Genomic DNA, 17425 nt, shown 5'->3' on the forward strand with positions numbered 1-17425 from the left:
AGGGGCCGGGTTCCCCCGGCCCCTCGGTTCAGCCCGTCAGGGGCGTCTTACATCTTGCACTGGTCGACATAGGTGTCGGCGTAGTCTTCCCAGACCGTCTCGACGATCTGGGTGGCGTATTTGCCATCCTCACGCTGCACCGCCTCGGCCAGGTAGAAGTTCTGGATGGGGAAGTGGTTGGGCGAGAAGCTGAACTTGCCGCGCACGGAGGGGAAGTCGGCCTCTTCCAGGGCCGCGCGCAGGGCGTCCATGTCGTCGAGGCGACCCACCTTCTTCACCGCGCTGTCGATCAGCATCATCGCGTCATAGCCGCCTGCGGCGTAAAGGGCGGGAACGTAGTCGTACTTGGCCTCAAACGCCTCGACGAAGGCCTGGCTTTCCGGCACCTCCAGCGAGGGCGACCAGTTGGTGCCCGACAGCATCCCCAGGGCCGCGTCCTGTTCGGCGGGCAGCGTGGTTTCATCCACGGTGAAGGCGGTCATCAGCGGGATGCTTTTCAGCCCCGCCTGATCGTATTGCTTGACGAAGTTCACGCCCATGCCGCCCGGCAGGAAGGCATAGACGGCCGAGGGCTGCATCGCGGCGATCTGCGCCAGTTCGGCCTGATAGTCCAGCTGACCCAGCTGCACGTAAAGTTCGGAGGTGACGGTGCCCTCGAAGACCGACTTGAAGCCGTTCAGGCTGTCCTTCCCGGCCTGGTAGTTGGGCGCCAGGATGAAGGCATCGCCGATGCCCTCGTCGTTCATGTGCTTGGCGATCACCGTGGGCATCTGGTCGTTCTGGTAGGCCACGACGAAGAGGTTCGGATCGCAGCCCTCACCGGCGAAGACCGAGGGCCCGGCGTTCGGGCTGAGCAGGAAGGCGCTTTCGGTGACGGGGCCCGCGATGGCGCCCATGACGTTGGAAAAGATCGGGCCGATGACGAAATCGACCTCGTCACGCTCCACCAGTTCCCGCGCCTTCTGGGCCGCCACGTCGGGTTTGCCCTCGGCGTCGACCACCAGGATCTCGGTCTCCATGCCGCCGACCATGCCAAGCTGTTCTGCGGCCAGCAGGGCACCGTCGCGGGCGTGTTCGCCCAGAACCGCCGGCGGGCCGGAGGTGGTGGTCAGGATCCCGATCTTCAGGGTCTCTGCGGCGCCCATGGCGGGGGCCATGGCGACAGACAGCATCAGGGCGGCGCCCAGCTTGGTGCGGTTCATTCTCACTCTCCCGTTGGTGGGGCCGCTGCGGCCCCGTCGCGGGGTGGATCCCCGCTGTCAGGGGCGATCAAACCGGGCCGGGCGACGCAGTGCAAGGCAAAACTCGGGTCAGTCAGCGCGCCCGGGCGGGGCGACCTCAGTCGCGCCCCAGAAAGGCCTCGCCAAGCGGCGATCCGGGCACGAAGAGGCCATCGACCACGTCGAAATGATGGCGCCCGTTCTCGATCACCCGGCGCAGGCGGGCGACGCGGCCCTGCCAGGCCTCGGCCATCAGGGCGGTCTGGCGCAGGAACTCCGGCCGCTCCTCGCCACCGACCCAGAGGATCGCATCGGTGTCGGGGCGCGGCGCCAGCAGCGCGGGGCTTTCGGCGGTGGCTTCCTCCGCGTCGATTCCAAGGGTGTCGTTCATCGGGCTGCGGCGCAGCGGGCGCAGGTCATGCAGACCGGAGATCGAGACGACCCGCGCGATGCGCCGGGCCACGGCGGGTGCCAGCGGCGCATCCTCGCAGGCCAGGCGCAGGGCCAGGTGGCCGCCGGCGGAATGGCCTGCCACCCGGATCGGCCCGTCGACGCGCCGCGCCGCCGCCGTCACCGCGCGCGCGGCCTCGCGCACCATGTCCGACAACCGCGCCTCGGGCGCCAGCGTGTAGGAGGGGATCGCCATGGCCCAGCCCCGGGCCAGCGCGCCGGCGGCCATGTGCGACCAGTCGTCCTTCGACAGCTTGTGCCAGTAGCCCCCATGCAGGAAGACGGCCAGGCCGCGGGGCGCACAACTGGGCCAGTAGAGGTCCATCACCTGCCGGCGCCCCTCGCCATAGGGCACGTCAAACTCAGCATTGGAGACGGATTCGCGAAAGGCGACGGCCTCTTCGCTGCCGCTTTTCAGCAGCTCTGCGGCGCCGGGCACATGGCCCCGGTTGTCAAAGGCCTCCGCCCAGTCGATTCCCGTCGCGGAGAGCGAGGAAGCCTCACCCTCAGGCGAATTTTCTTCAGTATTTTCAATATATTCCACCGCCGCGCGCGCCTTGCTCGCCATGCCTGCTCGTCCTCTGATGCCGGAACTTTCCGGGCAGAGTGCCGGGCGCGCGCGGGGAAGTAAACCTGACCTTCCGGTCAGTCGGGCCTATTCGGCGGGCAGGCCCTGCGGGGCCACCGCACGGGCCGCGCCGGCCTGGGCCTGGTCCTCCGCGGGCGCCCCGGTCCAGCGGCCATGGATTTCGCGCCAGCGGGTGATGACGGGGGCAGGATCGCCCTCTTCCGGGCTGCGGAACAGCCAGTTGTCCAACGGCAGGGAACTGGCCCAGATCAACAGCGGGGCCAGCAGCATCGGCCCGCCCACGGGCAACAGCCAGAGCGTCAGTTCCGGCGCGACCCAGGCCACCAGGCCGAGGCCCACGGCGCCGATGACGCTGATCCAGGCGCCGGCCGCCAGGCTTTCGCCGAAGGTCAGCCGCCCCTCGCCGCGCTGGTTCGCGGGCCAGCCACCATCGGCGCCCGACAGGACCTGCAGCACCGCACGGGTCTGGTAGGCCAGATGCAGCGGCGCCAGCATCGACGACAGCAGCAGCTCGGCCAGCATCGAGGGGGCTGCGCGCCAGCCGCCGAAGCCTTGCCGAGCCCGACCGGAGATCAGCGCCCCGGCCAGGATCGCCAGTTTCGGCAGCACCAGCAGCCCCAGCACACCGATGCCAAGCGCCAGGATCTGACGCGTGCGGTCACTGGGGAAGACCGGGAAGAGCTGATGTGGATCGGGGAAGTAATCCGGCAGCGGCGCCCAGATCGCGGCGGTGATCGAGGTGACCAGGAACAGCCCCCAGACCAGCGACACCAGGTAGCTGAAGATGCCCTGCAGGAAGGTGAAGCGCGACCAGGGGTGCAGCCCCGGCGTGGTCAGCAGGCGGATGTGCTGCAGGTTGCCCTGGCACCAGCGGCGGTCGCGGCGGGCGAAGGACAGGATGTTGTCGGGGCCTTCCTCGTAGGAGCCGGGGATCGTTTCGTCCAGCGTCACACGCCAGCCGGCGCGGGCCAGCAGCGCGGCTTCGACGTAGTCATGGCTTAGGATCGGGCCGCCGAAGGGCGGGCGCCCACGCAGCGGCGGCAGGGCGCAGCTTTCGGCGAAGGCGCGGATGCGGATCATCGCGTTGTGGCCCCAGAAGGGACCGGTGCGGCCCTGCATGCGGGCCAGCCCGCGCGAGAAGACGGGGGAGAAGAAGGCGGCGGAAAACTGCAGCGCGCGACCGAAGACAGAGCGCGCGGAATGCAGGTTCGGCAGGGTCTGCAACAGGCCGAGGTCGGGTTCTGCCCGCATCCGGTCCAGCATCTGCGCGACGGCACGACCCTCCATCAGGCTGTCGGCGTCCAGCACCAGAGCATAATCCCAGGCCCCACCGGAACGGCGGATGAAATCCTCGACGTTGCCAGCCTTGCGGCCCCAGTTGTCCTGACGGCGACGATAGAACATGCGTCCGCCCGCCCCGGTTTCGGCCAGCAGCCGGGCGAAGGCATCGCGTTCTGCGCGGGCCGCCTCCTCGTCGCGGGTGTCCGACAGCACCGCGAAATCGGCAGAGACGCCGGCCTCGTGCAGCGAGGCATCCATGGCCGCGATGCGCGAGAAGGTGGCGACTGGATCCTCGTTGCAGATCGGCACCAGCAGGACCAGTTCCCGGTCTGCCGTGTCACTGGCCGCAGACTGCGGAACATCACTACCCGCGGCCTGTTCCACCGCGTCTTGCCGCGCTGCGCGACGCCGGGGCGCCAGCCCCGCCATCGCCTGTACGGCGCCCCAGGCCAGCCAAGCCGTGGTCACGCAGACCAGAGCCGAGCGCAGCACGTCGAGCCAGTCGAATCCGTCGGCCAGCGCCGCATCGGCCATAAAGCCGGTGGCGGTCAGCGCCGCTGCGGCTGCGAGGGTCAGCGCCACCGCCCGGGTGACGCGGGTGGCAGTGTCGGCACGCGCCCAGCGTCTCTCACCCATGGGGAACCTCAGGCCCACTGCGAGGGCTGAAGCAGCCGGGCCAGAAGGCCCTGCCCTGCGCCCTGCGCCTCGGCCCCGTCACGTTCCAGCACCTGGCGCGGCATGGCCAGCGGCGCCTCCGGCGGCGCCCAGTGCGGCCCTTCGACAGCCTCGGCGCTGGTCATGTCGACGGTATTCCCGTTCCCGAAGATATTGTCCTGTTTCATGCGTCTCTCATCCATTGATAGGCCCAGGTTTCACTAAGAACCTGGCCGTAGCCCTCCAGATGGGCCGTCACTTCCGCGATTTCGTCGCCATTGGCGGCGACCTCGGCCACGAGGCGCCAGATGTCGCGGCCCTCCACCGGGCTCAGCACCACCTCGCGCAATTCACCCCCCGTGACCTGCACTACTGGCGAAACCTCCGCCTCGGCCGGAAGTTCCCGCAAAAGCGCCCCTTCGAAATCGACAACGAATTTTCGGCGATCCGTCGCCGGTTCGGTGCCCGAAACGCCGCCATGGCCGGCAAGGCTTCGCCGAACCCCGGCGACGCGGGCGGGCCTTTCGCCCGGGCCGAGGCCCCAGTCCATGTCGTAGGCCAGGTGGATTTCACGGCCCGGGGTGAAATCTCCATCGGGCACCCAGAAGGCGACGATGTTGTCGTTGGTTTCCAGTTCGGTCGGGATCTCGACCAGCCGCAGCCGGCCCTTGCCCCAGTCCCCGCGCGGGCGGATCATCAGCGAGGGGCGCAGATCGTAACGCGCGCCGGCGTCGAGGTAATGTTCGAACCCGCGGCGACGCTGCACCAGGCCGAAAGCCCGCGGGTTGTCGGCCTCGAAGTAGGAATTCGCCAGCCGGCCGGGGTTCTTCAGCGGTCGCCAGATCCGCTGGCCGCCCACCTCCAGCAGCAGCGCCTCGCTGTCATGCACCGCGGGGCGGTAGTCGTCGAAATCGCCCTGATCCACCGGCCCGTAGAGGAACATCGAGGTCAGGGGCGCCATGCCCAGCTGTTCGACCTCCTGCCGCAGGAAGAGGTGGCAATCGACCTCCATCCGCGTGGGATCGCCCGGGGTGACGATGAAACGGTAGGCGCCGGTGACGCTTTCGCTATTGAGCGCGGCATAAACGGTCACGCTTTGCGCGCCCTCGGCCGGGCGTTCCATCCAGAAACTCTCGAAGCGGGGGAATTCCTCCCCGGGGGCCAGGCCGGTGTTCACCGCCAGACCGCGCGCCGACAGCCCGTAGCGGCAGCCCTGGCCGAGAGCACGGAAGTAGGACGCCCCGAGGAAGGCCAGCACCTCGTCGTAAAGGTCGGCCCGGTTCATCGGCGCGGCCAGCCGGAAGCCCGCCACGCCAGGCATCTCGCGATGCTCGGGCACCTCGATGCCCAGCGGTTCGTGGTAGATGAAATCGTCGGTGGAGAAGCTCATGGGCCGCGACTGGCCGTCGGTAACCTCGTAGAGACCCACCGCCTCGGAGAAAAGCCAGCCCAGATGGAAGGCATGAAGGCGGAAGAGCCCCCCGTCGTTCCACCTGGCCTGCTTGGGGTCGTACTGGATGCGCTGGTAACCGTCGTAGCTCAGCTCGGTGAAGAAGCCCTCGGCCTTCGGAGGGGCCTGCCAGTCCTCGCCCGCGCGCTGGCGCATCGTCTCGATCAGGGCCTCATAGCTGAACGGCTGGGCCTCGGGCGCAGTCGACGCATCGGGCGCCTGCGCGTCGGACGCGCCATCCTGCTCCTGAGCCCGCGCTGCCCCGGCCAGACCGGCGCCCACCAGCGCCGTGCTACCGGCCAGCAGGCCCAATATCTGGCGACGACGGAGTGCGCCGGGTCCGGTGTCGGCCCGGGCGGCCAGCGTGGCGACAGAGGTCTTCGAGGAAGGGGTGTCCGCCTTGGGGCGGGCAGAGGAGATGTTCGGCAGCATGCAATATCCCTTGATGAAACCATTTTCCCGTTGGGTCACCGAAAGCTCCCGCGCGGCGGCCGCGAAGGCAATCCCGTGCCCGGATCCCGGCAGCGGTCTGCCGGAACGTTCCTTCCGCAACGCGGCAAAGCCGCCGATGGTTCACGGACAATTTCGCAAGAGCCTGTCTTTCTTGGGCGCAGCAGGATTAATGCCGCGACTCCGGGTGGTTACGGCTCGGCAGAATACTGCCAACGGCATGTGCTGCGCCAGATGAGTCGTGTTGGGCGTCCCATGCCATGGGCGAAAAGGCGCCAGTGGTTGCCGCAGTGCGGCGGTACGGGCCGGCCGATGCGCATGTCGTTGCCACAGCTCCGGCGGCAGGCCGCGCAAGGCCCCTGACCGCCACGTCCGCCAAGCGGCAGGCCCGGCCTGCCGCACGCCCGCCGGACAGATCCGGACCTGTCCGTCTCACGAAAAACGCGGGCCCCCGAAGGGACCCGCGCGCTGTCATTTTCCAATGACCGGACCGTGTCAGACCAGGCCTTCGGCCTTGCACCAGTCCAGCGTGCGATCCAGCGCCCGGCCCATGCGGGTGATGATCTCGGCAATGTCCTCCTCGGTGACGATCAGCGGCGGGCAAAGCGCCATCGTGTCCCCCACCGCGCGGCTGATCAGCCCTTCCTCCGCGGCGATGTCGGCACATTTCGCACCCACCTTCTTCTTCGGATCGAAGGCCGAGCCGACGGTCTTGGCCGCCACCAGCTCGATCCCCGCGATCAGGCCGGTGCCGCGCACCTCGCCCACCAGCGGGTGATCGGCGAAGGCCTTGCGCAGCCCCTGCTGGAAGGTCTCTTCCAGGGCGGCGGCATTGGCGACCAGGCCCTTCTCCTCGATGATCGCCAGGTTCTCCAGGCCGACAGCGGTAGCGACGGGGTGACCCGAGCCGGTGAATCCGTGACCGAAGGTGCCCAGCTTGGCGGTGTTGTCGGCGATGGCGTTGTAGACGGCATCCGACACCATGATCGCGGCCAGCGGCATGTAGGAGGAGCTGATCTGCTTCGACAGCACCAGGATGTCCGGCTGGAAGCCGTATTTTTCGCAGGCGAAGGTGGTGCCGCAGCGCCCGAAGCCGCAGATCACCTCGTCCGCCACGACCAGGATGTCGTTCTTGCGGCAGATATCGGACACACCTTCCCAATAGCCCGCGGGCGGCACCATGACGCCGCCGGCGCCCATGACCGGCTCGCCGATGAAGGCGGCGATGTTGTCGGCGCCCTCGGCCTCGATCGTGTCTTCCAGCTCCTTCAGCAGACGGGCGCAGAACGCGGCCTCATCCTCGCCCTCATTGGCGAAGCGCCAGTGGTGCGGGGTGGTCAGGTGGGTGACGGGGATCGCGGGCAGGTCGAAATCGCCGTGGTTCGCCGGCAGGCCGGTCAGCGAGCCCGACGCGATGGTGATGCCGTGATAGCCCTTGTTGCGCGCCAGGAACTTCTTCTTGTTCGGGCGACCCAGGGCGTTGTTCATGAACCAGACCATCTTCACGACGGTATCGTTGGCCTCGGACCCGGAGTTGGTGAAAAAGCAGTGATTCAGATCACCCGGGGTCATCTCCGCCAGCTTCTCGGCCAGACGGATCGAGGGTTCATGCGCCTTGTGGGCGAAGGTGTGGTAATAGGGCAGAAGCTCCATCTGCTTCATCGCCGCATCCTTCAGCCGGCTCTCGGAGAAGCCCACGGCGACGGACCACAGGCCGGCCATGCCCTCGATGTATTCCTTGCCCTTGTCGTCGAAGACACGGATGCCCTCGCCGCGCGCGATCACCATGGGGCCTTGCTCCTCATGGGCGCGCATGTTGGTGTAGGGGTGCATGGAATGGGCGATGTCGGCCGCGACCAGCGAGTTGGAGATCTCGTTCATGGGGCTGTTCCTGTAGGCTTGGGGTGAAGAGGCCGGGCGAACCCGCGCGAATATGCGCTCATTATATTGAGCAAGACCCCACTTGAGAACCCCCTTTCCGGACGACATTCGAAGAAGAGGCCCGCTCGGGCGATCCCGTGGCGCGCGACTTCAGCCGGCCTTCATTGCCGCGACGCGGTCGTGACAGTGGCAGCCGACGATATGGTCGTTGACCAGGCCGCAGGCCTCCATGAAGGCATAGACGATGGTCGGGCCGACGAACCGGAAACCCGCCTTGCGCAGATCCTTGGACACCTGTTCCGACAGGGGCGTCGAGGGGGGCACCTCGGCCTGGGTGGCGAAGCGGGGCTGCAGGGCCACCCCGTCGACGTAGCGCCACAGGAACTGGTCGAAGCCCTCGCGTTCCTCGATCGCGATCCAGGCGCGGGCATTGCCGATGGTCGCCTCGATCTTGCCGCGGTGACGGATGATGCCCGGATCGCCCAGCAGGGCCTGCACCTCCGCCTCGCCCCAACCGGCGATGACATGGGGATCGAACCCGTTGAAGGCGTTGCGGAAATTGTCACGCTTCTTGAGGATGGTGATCCAGCTCAGCCCAGCCTGGAAACCGTCCAGCACCAGCTTTTCCCAAAGCGCGCGACTGTCCCGTTCGGGCACGCCCCATTCCTCGTCGTGATAGGCCTGGTAGATCGGATCGGACCCGACCCAGTTGCAGCGTTGCAGTTCCTGTTGCGCCATGGACTTAACCCCCTGTTGACCTCTGCCCTGCTATCACCCGCGCGGTCAGGAGGCATCAAGTGATGGCGGGATACAAGTCGAACTGGACAGAGGTTCCCCAGGGCTGGGAGGACCCGCTGAATTACGCCGTCACCACGCGCGACGCCAACCTGCTGGAAACCGTCGCCCATGCCGCCGAGGCACGGGAGGTTGCGCTGGCCTATCAGCCGATCCTGCGGGCCGACACCGGGCAGGTCGCCTTCTACGAAGGGCTGCTGCGCATCTTCGACCCCGCCGGCCGCATCATTCCTGCCCGCGAATTCATCAACCAGACCGAGGGGCTGGAGCTGGGCCGCATCCTGGATTGCCTGTCGCTGGAAATCGGGCTGGCGGCGCTGAGGGACACGCCCGGCTTGCGCCTGTCGGTCAACATGTCCGCCCGGTCCATCGGCTACCCCAACTGGATGCTGACCCTGCAGCGCGGCCTGCAGGCGGATCCCACGGTGGGAGAGCGGCTGATCCTGGAAATCAGCGAACGGTCCGCCATGCATGTGCCGGAACTGGTCACCTATTTCATGCGCGACCTGCAGGCGCGCGGTGTCTCCTTCGCGCTGGATGATTTCGGGTCCGGCTACACCTCCTTCCGCTACCTGAAGGATTTCTATTTCGACATCCTGAAGATCGACGACAGCTTTTCCCGCGGGATCGCCGAGACCCCGGACAATCAGGTGCTGGTGAAGGCGCTGCTGGTCATCGCGCATCAACTGGACATGTTCACCGTCGCCGAAGGGGTGGAGCGGGAGGAGGATGCCGCCTGGATGGCCGAGAACGGCATCGAGTATCTGCAGGGGTTCTACTTCGCCGCTCCCACGCTCTACCCGTCCTGGGCCAAGAGCAACAGCTGACCCCGCCCGACCGGCCTCGGCGTGCCCGGGCGGCCCCTTCCCGGCTGGGCCGGCCCCTGCCGGCGTCGCTGCGCCGCAGTATGGACCATTGAGGCAACGCGTCAGATGTTCTATCCACAAGGCAAGGGCCTGGGGACAGCCTCGGCCCATCAGGTGGAGGACCTACATGACCAATGTCGTAATCGTATCCGCGGCCCGGACGCCCGTCGGATCCTTCCTCGGTTCTTTCGCGACCACGCCCGCCCATGATCTGGGCGCCGCCGTGCTGAGCGAAATCGTCGCCCGCGCCGGCATCGACAAGTCCGAGGTTTCCGAGACCATCCTGGGCCAGGTCCTGACCGCGGGCCAGGGCCAGAACCCCGCCCGCCAGGCCCATATCAACGCCGGCCTGCCGATCGAATCGGCCGCCTGGGGCATCAACCAGGTCTGTGGCTCGGGCCTGCGCGCCGTGGCCCTGGGCGCCCAGCACGTCATGCTGGGGGATGCCGCCATTGTCGCCGCCGGCGGCCAGGAGAACATGTCTCTGGCCCCTCATGTCGCGCACCTGCGCACCGGCACCAAGATGGGTGACGTCTCCTACATCGACTCGATGATCCGCGACGGCTTGTGGGACGCCTTCAACGGCTACCACATGGGCCAGACCGCCGAGAACGTGGCCAACCAGTGGCAGATCTCCCGCGACATGCAGGACGAGTTCGCCGTCGCCTCTCAGAACAAGGCCGAGGCCGCCCAGGCCGCCGGCAAGTTCAAGGATGAGATCCTTCCCTTCACCGTGAAGACCCGCAAGGGCGAGACCGTGGTCGACCAGGATGAATACATCCGTCACGGCGCCACGATGGAAGCGATGCAGAAGCTGCGCCCCGCCTTCACCAAGGACGGCTCGGTCACCGCGGCCAACGCCTCCGGCATCAACGACGGCGCCGCCGCCGTGCTGCTGATGTCCGCAGAGGAAGCCGAGAAGCGCGGCCTGGAACCGCTGGCCCGCATCGCCTCCTACGCCACCGCCGGTCTCGACCCGTCGATCATGGGCACCGGCCCGATCCCCGCGTCGCGCAAGGCACTGGAAAAGGCCGGCTGGGCCGCCTCTGACCTGGATCTGGTCGAAGCGAACGAGGCCTTCGCCGCCCAGGCCTGCGCCGTGAACAAGGACATGGGCTGGGACCCGTCGATCGTGAACGTGAACGGCGGCGCCATCGCCATCGGCCACCCGATCGGCGCCTCGGGGTGCCGAATCCTCAACACGCTTCTGTTCGAGATGAAGCGCCGCGAGGCGAAAAAGGGCCTCGCCACGCTCTGCATTGGTGGCGGCATGGGCGTTGCCATGTGCCTCGAACGCCCCTGACCTGCGACAGAAAGGCGCCCCACGGGGCGCCTTTCTTGTTTCTGTGATCTTCATCGTCTCAGATACGTGAAAACACGTAGCATGGCGCCTGGCAGACCCAAATCGACTAAGAAATTTTATTGCCCCAATGAATAGTGTTTTGTAACGGTATTACTGAGCGAATTTTTTAAGTGGGAGGAAAACATGGCTCGTACAGCTCTGGTCACCGGCGGCACGCGCGGCATCGGCGCGGCAATTTCCAAGGCGCTGAAGGGGGCGGGCTATCAGGTGGCCGCAACCTTCGCCGGCAATGAGGCCGCCGCGGCCGCCTTTACCGAGGAAACCGGCATTCACACCTACAAGTGGGATGTCTCGTCCTACGAGGACAGCAAGGCCGGCCTCGAAAAGGTCGAGGCGGACCTGGGTCCGATCGACGTGGTGGTGGCCAACGCAGGCATCACCCGCGACGCGCCCTTCCACAAGATGACGCCCGACCAGTGGTCGGAGGTGGTCAACACCAACCTCACCGGCGTCTTCAACACCGTGCACCCCGTCTGGCCCGGCATGCGCGAACGCAAGTTCGGCCGCGTCATCGTGATCTCCTCGATCAACGGCCAGAAGGGGCAGTTCGGTCAGGTGAACTACGCCGCCACGAAGGCGGGCGATCTGGGCATCGTGAAATCCCTGGCCCAGGAAGGCGCGCGTTTCGGCATCACCGCCAACGCCATCTGCCCCGGCTACATCGCGACCGAGATGGTCATGGCCGTGCCGGAGAAGGTGCGCGAGTCGATCATCGCGCAGATCCCCACCGGCCGCCTGGGCGAACCGGAGGAGATCGCCCGCTGCGTGCTCTTCCTGGCCGACGATGACGCAACCTTCATCAATGGCTCGACCATCACCGCCAACGGCGGCCAGTTCTTCGTCTGAGCCCGCACGCACAGCGGACCCCCTTCAAAGGCGCCGGCCCCCGGCGCCTTTTTGCATCTCCCCCTGTCACGCCGGTGCCCCCCGACACCGCGCCCCCTCGGCCATCCGCATGGTCCCGCAAATGAAAGGGCGGCGAAGCCTGATGCTCGCCGCCCTGGGTCTTGGGGGGATTTTAGGAAGGTGTTCGGTCTTGGCACCCTGGCCGAAGCCGGTCAGAGTGATCGTCACACCCGGGTCACGCTCAGTGCGCGGGGGCCAGGCGGGTAATCTCTTCCTTCAGGCGAAGCTTCTGCTTCTTCATTGCGGTGATCTCGGAGGACGAGACGCCGGGCGACCGTTGGGCTTCATCCACGGCCGCCGAGAGGTGGGCATGTTTCTTCTTCAGTTCCTCAACATGGGAAGACAGGCTCATTGGGGACACTCCTCTCTGTGGTGAACATCTTCAGTGCAGCACATTTTCATAATTCTGTCACGCGCCACGGTGAAGCATCCTTCCCAAGCGCTTAAACCGGCGTAAATGTGCGGGTTTGGGCAGGGAAAAGGCGCAAATCGCCCGCATCTTTTCGCCTAGACGGCGAACTCCAGCGGGGCGGCAGCCCGCATGATGCGACTCGCCTCATCCGTGTAATCGCTGCCCAGCTCCGAATGCGCCTCCCCCTCGTGCAGCAGAAGGCCGGCGTGCAGGCGGAAGGCGGCGCGCCCGCCCTTGCGCCCGCGCAGCAGCACCAGCTGGCTTTCGCGCCCCGCGCGCGGCACCAGCGGTTTCAGCTCCAGCGAGCCCAGCCGGGCGGCGAAGGCGGTCATCAGGTCGGGCAGACGTTCGGCCCGGTGGATGAAGGTCACCGTGCCCCCGGGGCGGCAGCGCCGCGCGGCGGCATCGACCCAGAGGGCCAGCGGGGTTTCCTCGCCCAGGGCGCCCTCGCGGTCGTCGGCCCGGGCGCGGACAGAGGCGTCACGGCGGAAGTAGGGGGGATTGGCGATGACATGGTGGAACTGCTGCTGGCGCAGCGCCTCGGGCATCACCGACAGGTCGCCGCAGGTCACCGTCATCTCCAGCCCGTTCTCGCGGGCATTACGCCGAGCCAACTCGGCATAGGCGGGCTGACGTTCCAGCCCCGCCAGGCGCAGCCCCGGCACCCGCGATCCGGCACAGAGCGCCGCCGTGCCCGCGCCGCAGCCCAGGTCCAGAAGGCTTTCGCCCGGCCGGGCCAGCACCGCGGCCGCCAGCAGCACCGGATCGGCCCCGGCGCGATAGCCCTTGCGGGGCTGGCGCAACACCAGCCGCCCGCCCAGGAACTTGTCGGCACTCAGTTCGGCCTCGGACCAGCCCCCAGCGACGGCCTCCGGCGCGCTCACGACGTGACCGGCAGGCCGTTGTCCCGCATCACCTCTGCAGCGGCGTCGAAATCGCCGTCGCGCACCATAAGGCGGCGCGGCAAAATGCCGAGCGAGCCATCCAGAACGCTCATGTTTACGTCCATTTCAAAGCAGTCTATATCCTCCCCCTGAAGCAGGGCCTGGGCGAATGCCATTTGTGTCGGATCGGTGCTGCGCAGAAGCTCTTTCATGCGCCCAGCCCTACAGAAGCCCTGCGCCGAACGCCAGTTTCTTGACGGGCCAGCCGCCCCACCGGGGCCATGAAATGACGGGAGAGCCTGGGTGAGCCAAGCCGAGATGAAACCCAACGACGTCCTGGCCGCCGCCCTGTCGGATGAGCTGGACGCGGTGAACGCCCTCATCAAGGAGCGCATGGCGTCGAAGCACGCCCCCCGCATTCCGGAGGTCACCGCCCACCTGATCGAGGCCGGCGGCAAGCGCCTGCGCCCGATGCTGGTTCTGGCCGCGGCCAAGATGTGCGGCTACACCGGCCCCTTCCACATCCACCTGGCCACCACGGTGGAATTCATCCACACCGCCACCCTGCTGCACGACGACGTGGTCGACGAAAGCCAGCAGCGGCGCGGCCGGCCCACGGCCAACCTGCTGTGGGACAACCAGTCCTCGGTGCTGGTCGGTGACTACCTCTTTGCCCGTGCCTTCCAGATGATGGTCGAGCCCGGCAACCTGCGCGTCCTCGACATCCTGTCGTCGGCGGCGGCGGTCATCACCGAGGGCGAGGTGCTGCAGCTTTCCGTGGCGCAGGATCTGACCACCAGCGAGGACACCTACGTGACGGTGGTGCGCGGCAAAACCGCCGCGCTGTTCTCGGCGGCGACGCAATCGGGCGCCGTCCTGGCCGAGGCCCCGGAAGAGCATATCGAGGCGCTTTATACCTATGGCGACGCCCTGGGCATCGCCTTCCAGATGGCGGACGACCTGCTGGATTACCTGGGCGACAGCGGCCAGACCGGCAAGAACGTCGGCGACGACTTCCGCGAGCGCAAGATGACCCTGCCGGTGATCCGCGCCATCGCGGCGGCGGATGAGGAGGAAATGGCCTTCTGGACCCGCACCATCGCCCGCGGCAAGCAGGTCGAGGGCGACCTGGATCAGGCCATGGCGCTGTTCGAAAAGCATGGCACGCTGGAAAGCACCCGCCAGACCGCGCTGGACTGGTCCGAGACAGCCCGCAGCGCCCTGCAGGTCCTGCCGCAGAGCGAGCTGCGAGACACCCTTTCGGATCTCGCCGCCTACGTGGTCGCCCGGCTGAACTGAGCCGGCGAACGATCCGTCCCCAGGATGCGAAAAAGGCGCGCCGGTTAGCCCGGACGCGCCTTGTTCATGTCTCCTGCAAGCGGGATCAGTCGAAGATCCCCGCCACCCGTCCCAGCAGCATGAAGGCGCGGGCGGTGCGGGTGTCGGCCAGATCCTGGATGTCCTGGTCGCTGCCGGTCTTCTCGAATTCCACGAACATCTTGTCGAAGCGGCGCAGGAAATGATGCGCCGCGTCGCGGAAGATCGGATCCTGTTTCATCCGGCCCGCCGCCAGCGCCAGCGAGCTGCGGTCGCGGATGCCACCCAGGGCCGCGATCTGGCGGCCCCGCTCCCCGGCCGCGAAGCGACGCCAGATTTCCGACCGCGCGGTGTCGGGGCGCAGGTCATCCATGTAGATGCCGTCCTGGCTGAGCAGGGTCAGAACGTCCTGCGCCGCCTGGATCAGCAGGGCGGTCTGCCGATCCCTCAGCGCCTTGCGCAGCGCGGCGAATCCCTCCTCGTCCTCCGCCGTCTCGGGGAAGTTCAGGGCACGGACGAAATCGTCCTTCACCACCGGCACCTGCGGCGCCTCTTCCGGCGTGCCCAGGGGCAGCGGCGCCTGGTCCGCATCCTGCGGCCTGGGCGCGGGGGTCGCCAGCGCCGGCTGCGGCGCGGCATCGGCCGGGGCGGAATGATCGCGGATCGAGGAGAAGGTCAGCAACGCCGTCTCGGTCTTGCGCTGCGCCATGGCGATCTCGTCGAGCTTGCGCGCGATCGAGGCGTCGCCCCCCTTCTGGTTCTGGCTGACATAGGCCTGGCGGATCGCGTCGATGGCGGTGCGCAGCCGCAGGCTCTCCTCGCGCATGACCCGGGCCGAACGCGCGGCCATCGCCGCCACCCAGATCATCGCCACCGGCATCAGCACGGCAAAGACCGTCAGCACCAGTTGCAGCGACCGCAGGCGTTCACCGTCGCCCGCATCCGCGTCGTAGAGAAAGAGGAAATAGACCGCCGCGCCCAGGGCCCAGGCCAGGCTGGCCAGCACTGCGACCGCTTCGGCCACTGACAGTCCCGGGCGGTGCTTGCTTTCATAGGCACCGACAAGGGTCGGCTTGCTTGTCTGGCTCTCGCTCATTCCGGCCCTCTGCAGACCACTGGGACCCGGAGACCGGGCCTCCGCGGCCCCGTCCCCAAGCTGCTTCTTCGTGCCGAACCGGGTCTGCGCAAGACCGCGGCGCCTCTCCGGCGCCGTCTCTGCTGGTCCGCCCTGCAGCTGCGCGGGGCTATCGCCGCCTGGCTTGGTCAAGGCAGATGTCCGTTTCGTCCGCGTTCGTCTTATTGATAGCTGATCTTCAGCACTTCGTAGGATTTTTCACCACCCGGCGTGCGGACCTCGACGGAATCGCCCTCTTCCTTGCCGATCAGCGCCCGGGCAATGGGCGAGCGGATGTTCAGCAGGCCCTTCTCGATATTGGCCTCCTGCTCGCCCACGATCTGCCAGGTCTTCTCCTCGTCCGTATCCTCGTCGACCAGGGTGACGGTGGCCCCGAACTTGATGCTGCCCGACAGGGTCTTGGGGTCGATCACCTCGGCCAGGCCCAGCAGGCCCTCGATTTCCTTGATCCGGCCCTCGATGAAGCTCTGCTTCTCGCGGGCGGAATGGTACTCGGCGTTTTCCGAAAGGTCGCCGTGCTCCCGTGCCTCGGAAATCGCGCGGATGATCTCGGGACGTTCCACCGATTTCAACTGTTTCAACTCGGCTTCAAGCTTCTGGAAGCCAGTGCGGGTCATCGGTACTTTTTCCATTCGGCCCTCCATGGCACGGAGAAAGGGGCCTGCGAGGGCCCCTCTCTCAAAATCTCGTCGTTCGGTTACCTGACCCAAAGCAGGGCGCCTTTGCAAGCGAATTGCGGGCGCTGCCGACGTGGCGCGCCTGCGCGTGGGCGGTGGCACGCTACCCCTGCCGCGCCGCCACTTCCCATTCGATTCCATCGTGGTCGAGGAAACAGAAGCGGCGGCGCGCGCCGGCCTCGCGATGGTTGATCGGCTCGAACCCGGCGTTGGCCACCCGTGCCTCCACCGCGCCGATGTCCTCCTCCGTCAGCACCGACAGCTGGTTCAGCATGCCCTGTGTCCGGTACCGCGCCGGACGCGGCGCATTCGGCCCGCCGAAGGTGAAAAGCGCGATATAGCTGTCGTCCGTGCCCACATGGACCGTCCGACCGACCTCGATGCCCGACCCGCGCCACAGCACCTGCCAGCCAAAGACATTGCACAGCCAGTCGGCGGTCGCGTCGGGGTCGTCCACGGTGATGTTGGCGTGGTCCAGTCGGATCATCTCTTCGGTGTCCTGTCTTGCGCTGAATTTCGACTTTTCCAATCCTGACAGCTAAAGTAAACTTCAGGGCAAGGGGAAAGAAATGCGACAATCCAATGACATACGCAGAACTGCACGTCGCGACGGCCTGCCCATCGGCGCCATGGCCACGCGCACGGGCCTGTCTGTCTCGGCGATCCGCTACTATGAAAGCGAGGGATTGATCGCGCCCTGGCGCAACGAGGCGGGCCAACGCCGCTACGACCGGGCCGACATCCGCCGCCTGTCCTTCGTGCTGATCGCCCAGGGTCTGGGCGCCTCGATCGCCGAGATCCGCGCCCAGCTGACCACCCTGCCCCGGGGCCGTACGCCGACGGCCGCCGACTGGCGCCGCCTGTCTGCCCATTACCGCGCCGACCTGGACCGCCGCATCGCCCAGCTGACCAAACTGCGCGACGATCTGGACGGCTGCATCGGCTGCGGCTGCCTCTCTCTTGAGCGTTGCGCGCTCTACAACCCGGGGGACCGGGCCGCTCGCCTTGGCCCCGGACCGCGCTACCTGCTGGGCGACGACACAGCAGAAACGCCGGAAAACGCGAGCGATAACAGCAGTTCATGACGCATCGTTG

The 17425-nt window shown here is 67.1% G+C and carries 18 protein-coding genes; 5 read left to right on the forward strand and 13 right to left on the reverse strand.

All coding sequences use genetic code 11. The features are described 5' to 3' along the window. Positions 1 to 47: 47 nt before the first annotated feature. The 7 genes from LC066_RS10985 to LC066_RS11015 form a co-directional block, all read right to left on the reverse strand. Positions 48 to 1202, reverse strand: a complete 1155-nt coding sequence (locus tag LC066_RS10985) for an ABC transporter substrate-binding protein (protein WP_224898788.1) — start codon at positions 1200 to 1202, stop codon at positions 48 to 50. Between the two features lie 136 nt (positions 1203 to 1338). Further along, positions 1339 to 2238 carry an alpha/beta hydrolase gene (locus LC066_RS10990; RefSeq protein ID WP_224898790.1) on the reverse strand — a complete coding sequence of 300 codons (900 nt, stop codon included), beginning with the start codon at positions 2236 to 2238 and terminating at the stop codon, positions 1339 to 1341. Between the two features lie 87 nt (positions 2239 to 2325). Further along, complete coding sequence (gene mdoH, locus LC066_RS10995) at positions 2326 to 4176, reverse strand: glucans biosynthesis glucosyltransferase MdoH (RefSeq protein WP_224898792.1); 1851 nt, start codon at positions 4174 to 4176, stop codon at positions 2326 to 2328. A gap of 8 nt (positions 4177 to 4184) precedes the next feature. After that, the gene (locus tag LC066_RS11000) at positions 4185 to 4382 is read right to left on the reverse strand and encodes a hypothetical protein (RefSeq protein WP_224898795.1); all 198 of its coding nucleotides are present in this window, start codon (positions 4380 to 4382) and stop codon (positions 4185 to 4187) included. Further along, a complete protein-coding gene (locus LC066_RS11005) occupies positions 4379 to 6076 on the reverse strand; it encodes a glucan biosynthesis protein (protein WP_224898799.1) in 1698 nt (565 codons plus the stop codon). The genes LC066_RS11000 and LC066_RS11005 overlap by 4 nt, the downstream gene beginning before the upstream one ends. 513 nt (positions 6077 to 6589) lie before the next feature. Then, a complete protein-coding gene (locus LC066_RS11010) occupies positions 6590 to 7975 on the reverse strand; it encodes an aspartate aminotransferase family protein (RefSeq protein ID WP_224898802.1) in 1386 nt (461 codons plus the stop codon). 150 nt (positions 7976 to 8125) lie between these two features. Next, positions 8126 to 8713 (reverse strand): DNA-3-methyladenine glycosylase I, encoded by a 588-nt coding sequence (locus LC066_RS11015; RefSeq protein WP_222479128.1) that lies wholly within the window; start codon positions 8711 to 8713, stop codon positions 8126 to 8128. Positions 8714 to 8775: 62 nt separating this feature from the next. Here LC066_RS11015 and LC066_RS11020 point away from each other — a divergent pair, with 62 nt between their 5' ends. The 3 genes from LC066_RS11020 (at position 8776) to phbB (ending at position 11845) form a co-directional block, all read left to right on the forward strand. Then, complete coding sequence (locus tag LC066_RS11020) at positions 8776 to 9597, forward strand: EAL domain-containing protein (protein WP_224898805.1); 822 nt, start codon at positions 8776 to 8778, stop codon at positions 9595 to 9597. A gap of 166 nt (positions 9598 to 9763) precedes the next feature. After that, the gene (locus tag LC066_RS11025) at positions 9764 to 10939 is read left to right on the forward strand and encodes an acetyl-CoA C-acetyltransferase (protein WP_224898808.1); all 1176 of its coding nucleotides are present in this window, start codon (positions 9764 to 9766) and stop codon (positions 10937 to 10939) included. Positions 10940 to 11122: 183 nt separating this feature from the next. Then, positions 11123 to 11845, forward strand: coding sequence for an acetoacetyl-CoA reductase (gene phbB / locus LC066_RS11030; protein ID WP_224898811.1), 723 nt, complete (start codon positions 11123 to 11125; stop codon positions 11843 to 11845). A 241-nt stretch (positions 11846 to 12086) separates the two neighbouring features. Here the strand turns inward: phbB and LC066_RS11035 are convergent, their stop codons facing one another. The 3 genes from LC066_RS11035 to LC066_RS11045 all read right to left on the reverse strand — a co-directional run bounded on the left by LC066_RS11035 (position 12087) and on the right by LC066_RS11045 (position 13413). Beyond that, complete coding sequence (locus LC066_RS11035) at positions 12087 to 12257, reverse strand: YdcH family protein (protein WP_085886397.1); 171 nt, start codon at positions 12255 to 12257, stop codon at positions 12087 to 12089. Between the two features lie 155 nt (positions 12258 to 12412). Further along, entirely contained in the window at positions 12413 to 13201 is a 789-nt protein-coding gene (locus LC066_RS11040) for a tRNA1(Val) (adenine(37)-N6)-methyltransferase (RefSeq protein ID WP_224898814.1), read from the reverse strand. Further along, positions 13198 to 13413 (reverse strand): DUF2007 domain-containing protein, encoded by a 216-nt coding sequence (locus LC066_RS11045; RefSeq protein WP_224898816.1) that lies wholly within the window; start codon positions 13411 to 13413, stop codon positions 13198 to 13200. Before LC066_RS11045 ends, LC066_RS11040 begins: the two co-directional genes overlap by 4 nt. 106 nt (positions 13414 to 13519) lie before the next feature. On the opposite strand from LC066_RS11045, the gene LC066_RS11050 reads away from it, so the two are divergent. Then, entirely contained in the window at positions 13520 to 14500 is a 981-nt protein-coding gene (locus LC066_RS11050; RefSeq protein WP_224899481.1) for a polyprenyl synthetase family protein, read from the forward strand. An 85-nt stretch (positions 14501 to 14585) separates the two neighbouring features. Here the strand turns inward: LC066_RS11050 and LC066_RS11055 are convergent, their stop codons facing one another. From LC066_RS11055 to LC066_RS11065, 3 genes are all read right to left on the reverse strand, one after another. Further along, positions 14586 to 15614 (reverse strand): hypothetical protein, encoded by a 1029-nt coding sequence (locus tag LC066_RS11055; RefSeq protein ID WP_224898819.1) that lies wholly within the window; start codon positions 15612 to 15614, stop codon positions 14586 to 14588. Between the two features lie 200 nt (positions 15615 to 15814). Beyond that, positions 15815 to 16285, reverse strand: coding sequence for a transcription elongation factor GreA (greA, locus tag LC066_RS11060; protein WP_222479112.1), 471 nt, complete (start codon positions 16283 to 16285; stop codon positions 15815 to 15817). A gap of 148 nt (positions 16286 to 16433) precedes the next feature. Continuing rightward, the gene (locus LC066_RS11065) at positions 16434 to 16817 is read right to left on the reverse strand and encodes a VOC family protein (protein WP_222479110.1); all 384 of its coding nucleotides are present in this window, start codon (positions 16815 to 16817) and stop codon (positions 16434 to 16436) included. 82 nt (positions 16818 to 16899) lie between these two features. On the opposite strand from LC066_RS11065, the gene soxR reads away from it, so the two are divergent. Then, entirely contained in the window at positions 16900 to 17415 is a 516-nt protein-coding gene (gene soxR / locus LC066_RS11070) for a redox-sensitive transcriptional activator SoxR (protein WP_224898822.1), read from the forward strand. Positions 17416 to 17425 lie beyond the last annotated feature (10 nt).

Source organism: Pseudooceanicola marinus, from assembly GCF_020177265.1.
Taxonomy (GTDB): Bacteria; Pseudomonadota; Alphaproteobacteria; order Rhodobacterales; family Rhodobacteraceae; genus Pseudooceanicola; species Pseudooceanicola marinus_A.

Excerpts from the sequence above, each read along its gene's own strand:
- mdoH (WP_224898792.1), bottom strand. The coding sequence starts at position 4,176 with ATGGGTGAGAGACGCTGGGCGCGTGCCGACACTGCCACCCGCGTCACC.
- phbB (WP_224898811.1), top strand. The coding sequence starts at position 11,123 with ATGGCTCGTACAGCTCTGGTCACCGGCGGCACGCGCGGCATCGGCGCG.
- LC066_RS11000 (WP_224898795.1), bottom strand. The coding sequence starts at position 4,382 with ATGAAACAGGACAATATCTTCGGGAACGGGAATACCGTCGACATGACC.
- greA (WP_222479112.1), bottom strand. The coding sequence starts at position 16,285 with ATGGAAAAAGTACCGATGACCCGCACTGGCTTCCAGAAGCTTGAAGCC.
- LC066_RS11035 (WP_085886397.1), bottom strand. The coding sequence starts at position 12,257 with ATGAGCCTGTCTTCCCATGTTGAGGAACTGAAGAAGAAACATGCCCAC.
- LC066_RS11045 (WP_224898816.1), bottom strand. The coding sequence starts at position 13,413 with ATGAAAGAGCTTCTGCGCAGCACCGATCCGACACAAATGGCATTCGCC.
- LC066_RS10985 (WP_224898788.1), bottom strand. The coding sequence starts at position 1,202 with ATGAACCGCACCAAGCTGGGCGCCGCCCTGATGCTGTCTGTCGCCATG.
- LC066_RS11020 (WP_224898805.1), top strand. The coding sequence starts at position 8,776 with ATGGCGGGATACAAGTCGAACTGGACAGAGGTTCCCCAGGGCTGGGAG.
- soxR (WP_224898822.1), top strand. The coding sequence starts at position 16,900 with ATGCGACAATCCAATGACATACGCAGAACTGCACGTCGCGACGGCCTG.
- LC066_RS11055 (WP_224898819.1), bottom strand. The coding sequence starts at position 15,614 with ATGAGCGAGAGCCAGACAAGCAAGCCGACCCTTGTCGGTGCCTATGAA.
- LC066_RS11005 (WP_224898799.1), bottom strand. The coding sequence starts at position 6,076 with ATGCTGCCGAACATCTCCTCTGCCCGCCCCAAGGCGGACACCCCTTCC.
- LC066_RS11065 (WP_222479110.1), bottom strand. The coding sequence starts at position 16,817 with ATGATCCGACTGGACCACGCCAACATCACCGTGGACGACCCCGACGCG.
- LC066_RS11025 (WP_224898808.1), top strand. The coding sequence starts at position 9,764 with ATGACCAATGTCGTAATCGTATCCGCGGCCCGGACGCCCGTCGGATCC.
- LC066_RS11010 (WP_224898802.1), bottom strand. The coding sequence starts at position 7,975 with ATGAACGAGATCTCCAACTCGCTGGTCGCGGCCGACATCGCCCATTCC.
- LC066_RS11015 (WP_222479128.1), bottom strand. The coding sequence starts at position 8,713 with ATGGCGCAACAGGAACTGCAACGCTGCAACTGGGTCGGGTCCGATCCG.
- LC066_RS10990 (WP_224898790.1), bottom strand. The coding sequence starts at position 2,238 with ATGGCGAGCAAGGCGCGCGCGGCGGTGGAATATATTGAAAATACTGAA.
- LC066_RS11050 (WP_224899481.1), top strand. The coding sequence starts at position 13,520 with ATGAAACCCAACGACGTCCTGGCCGCCGCCCTGTCGGATGAGCTGGAC.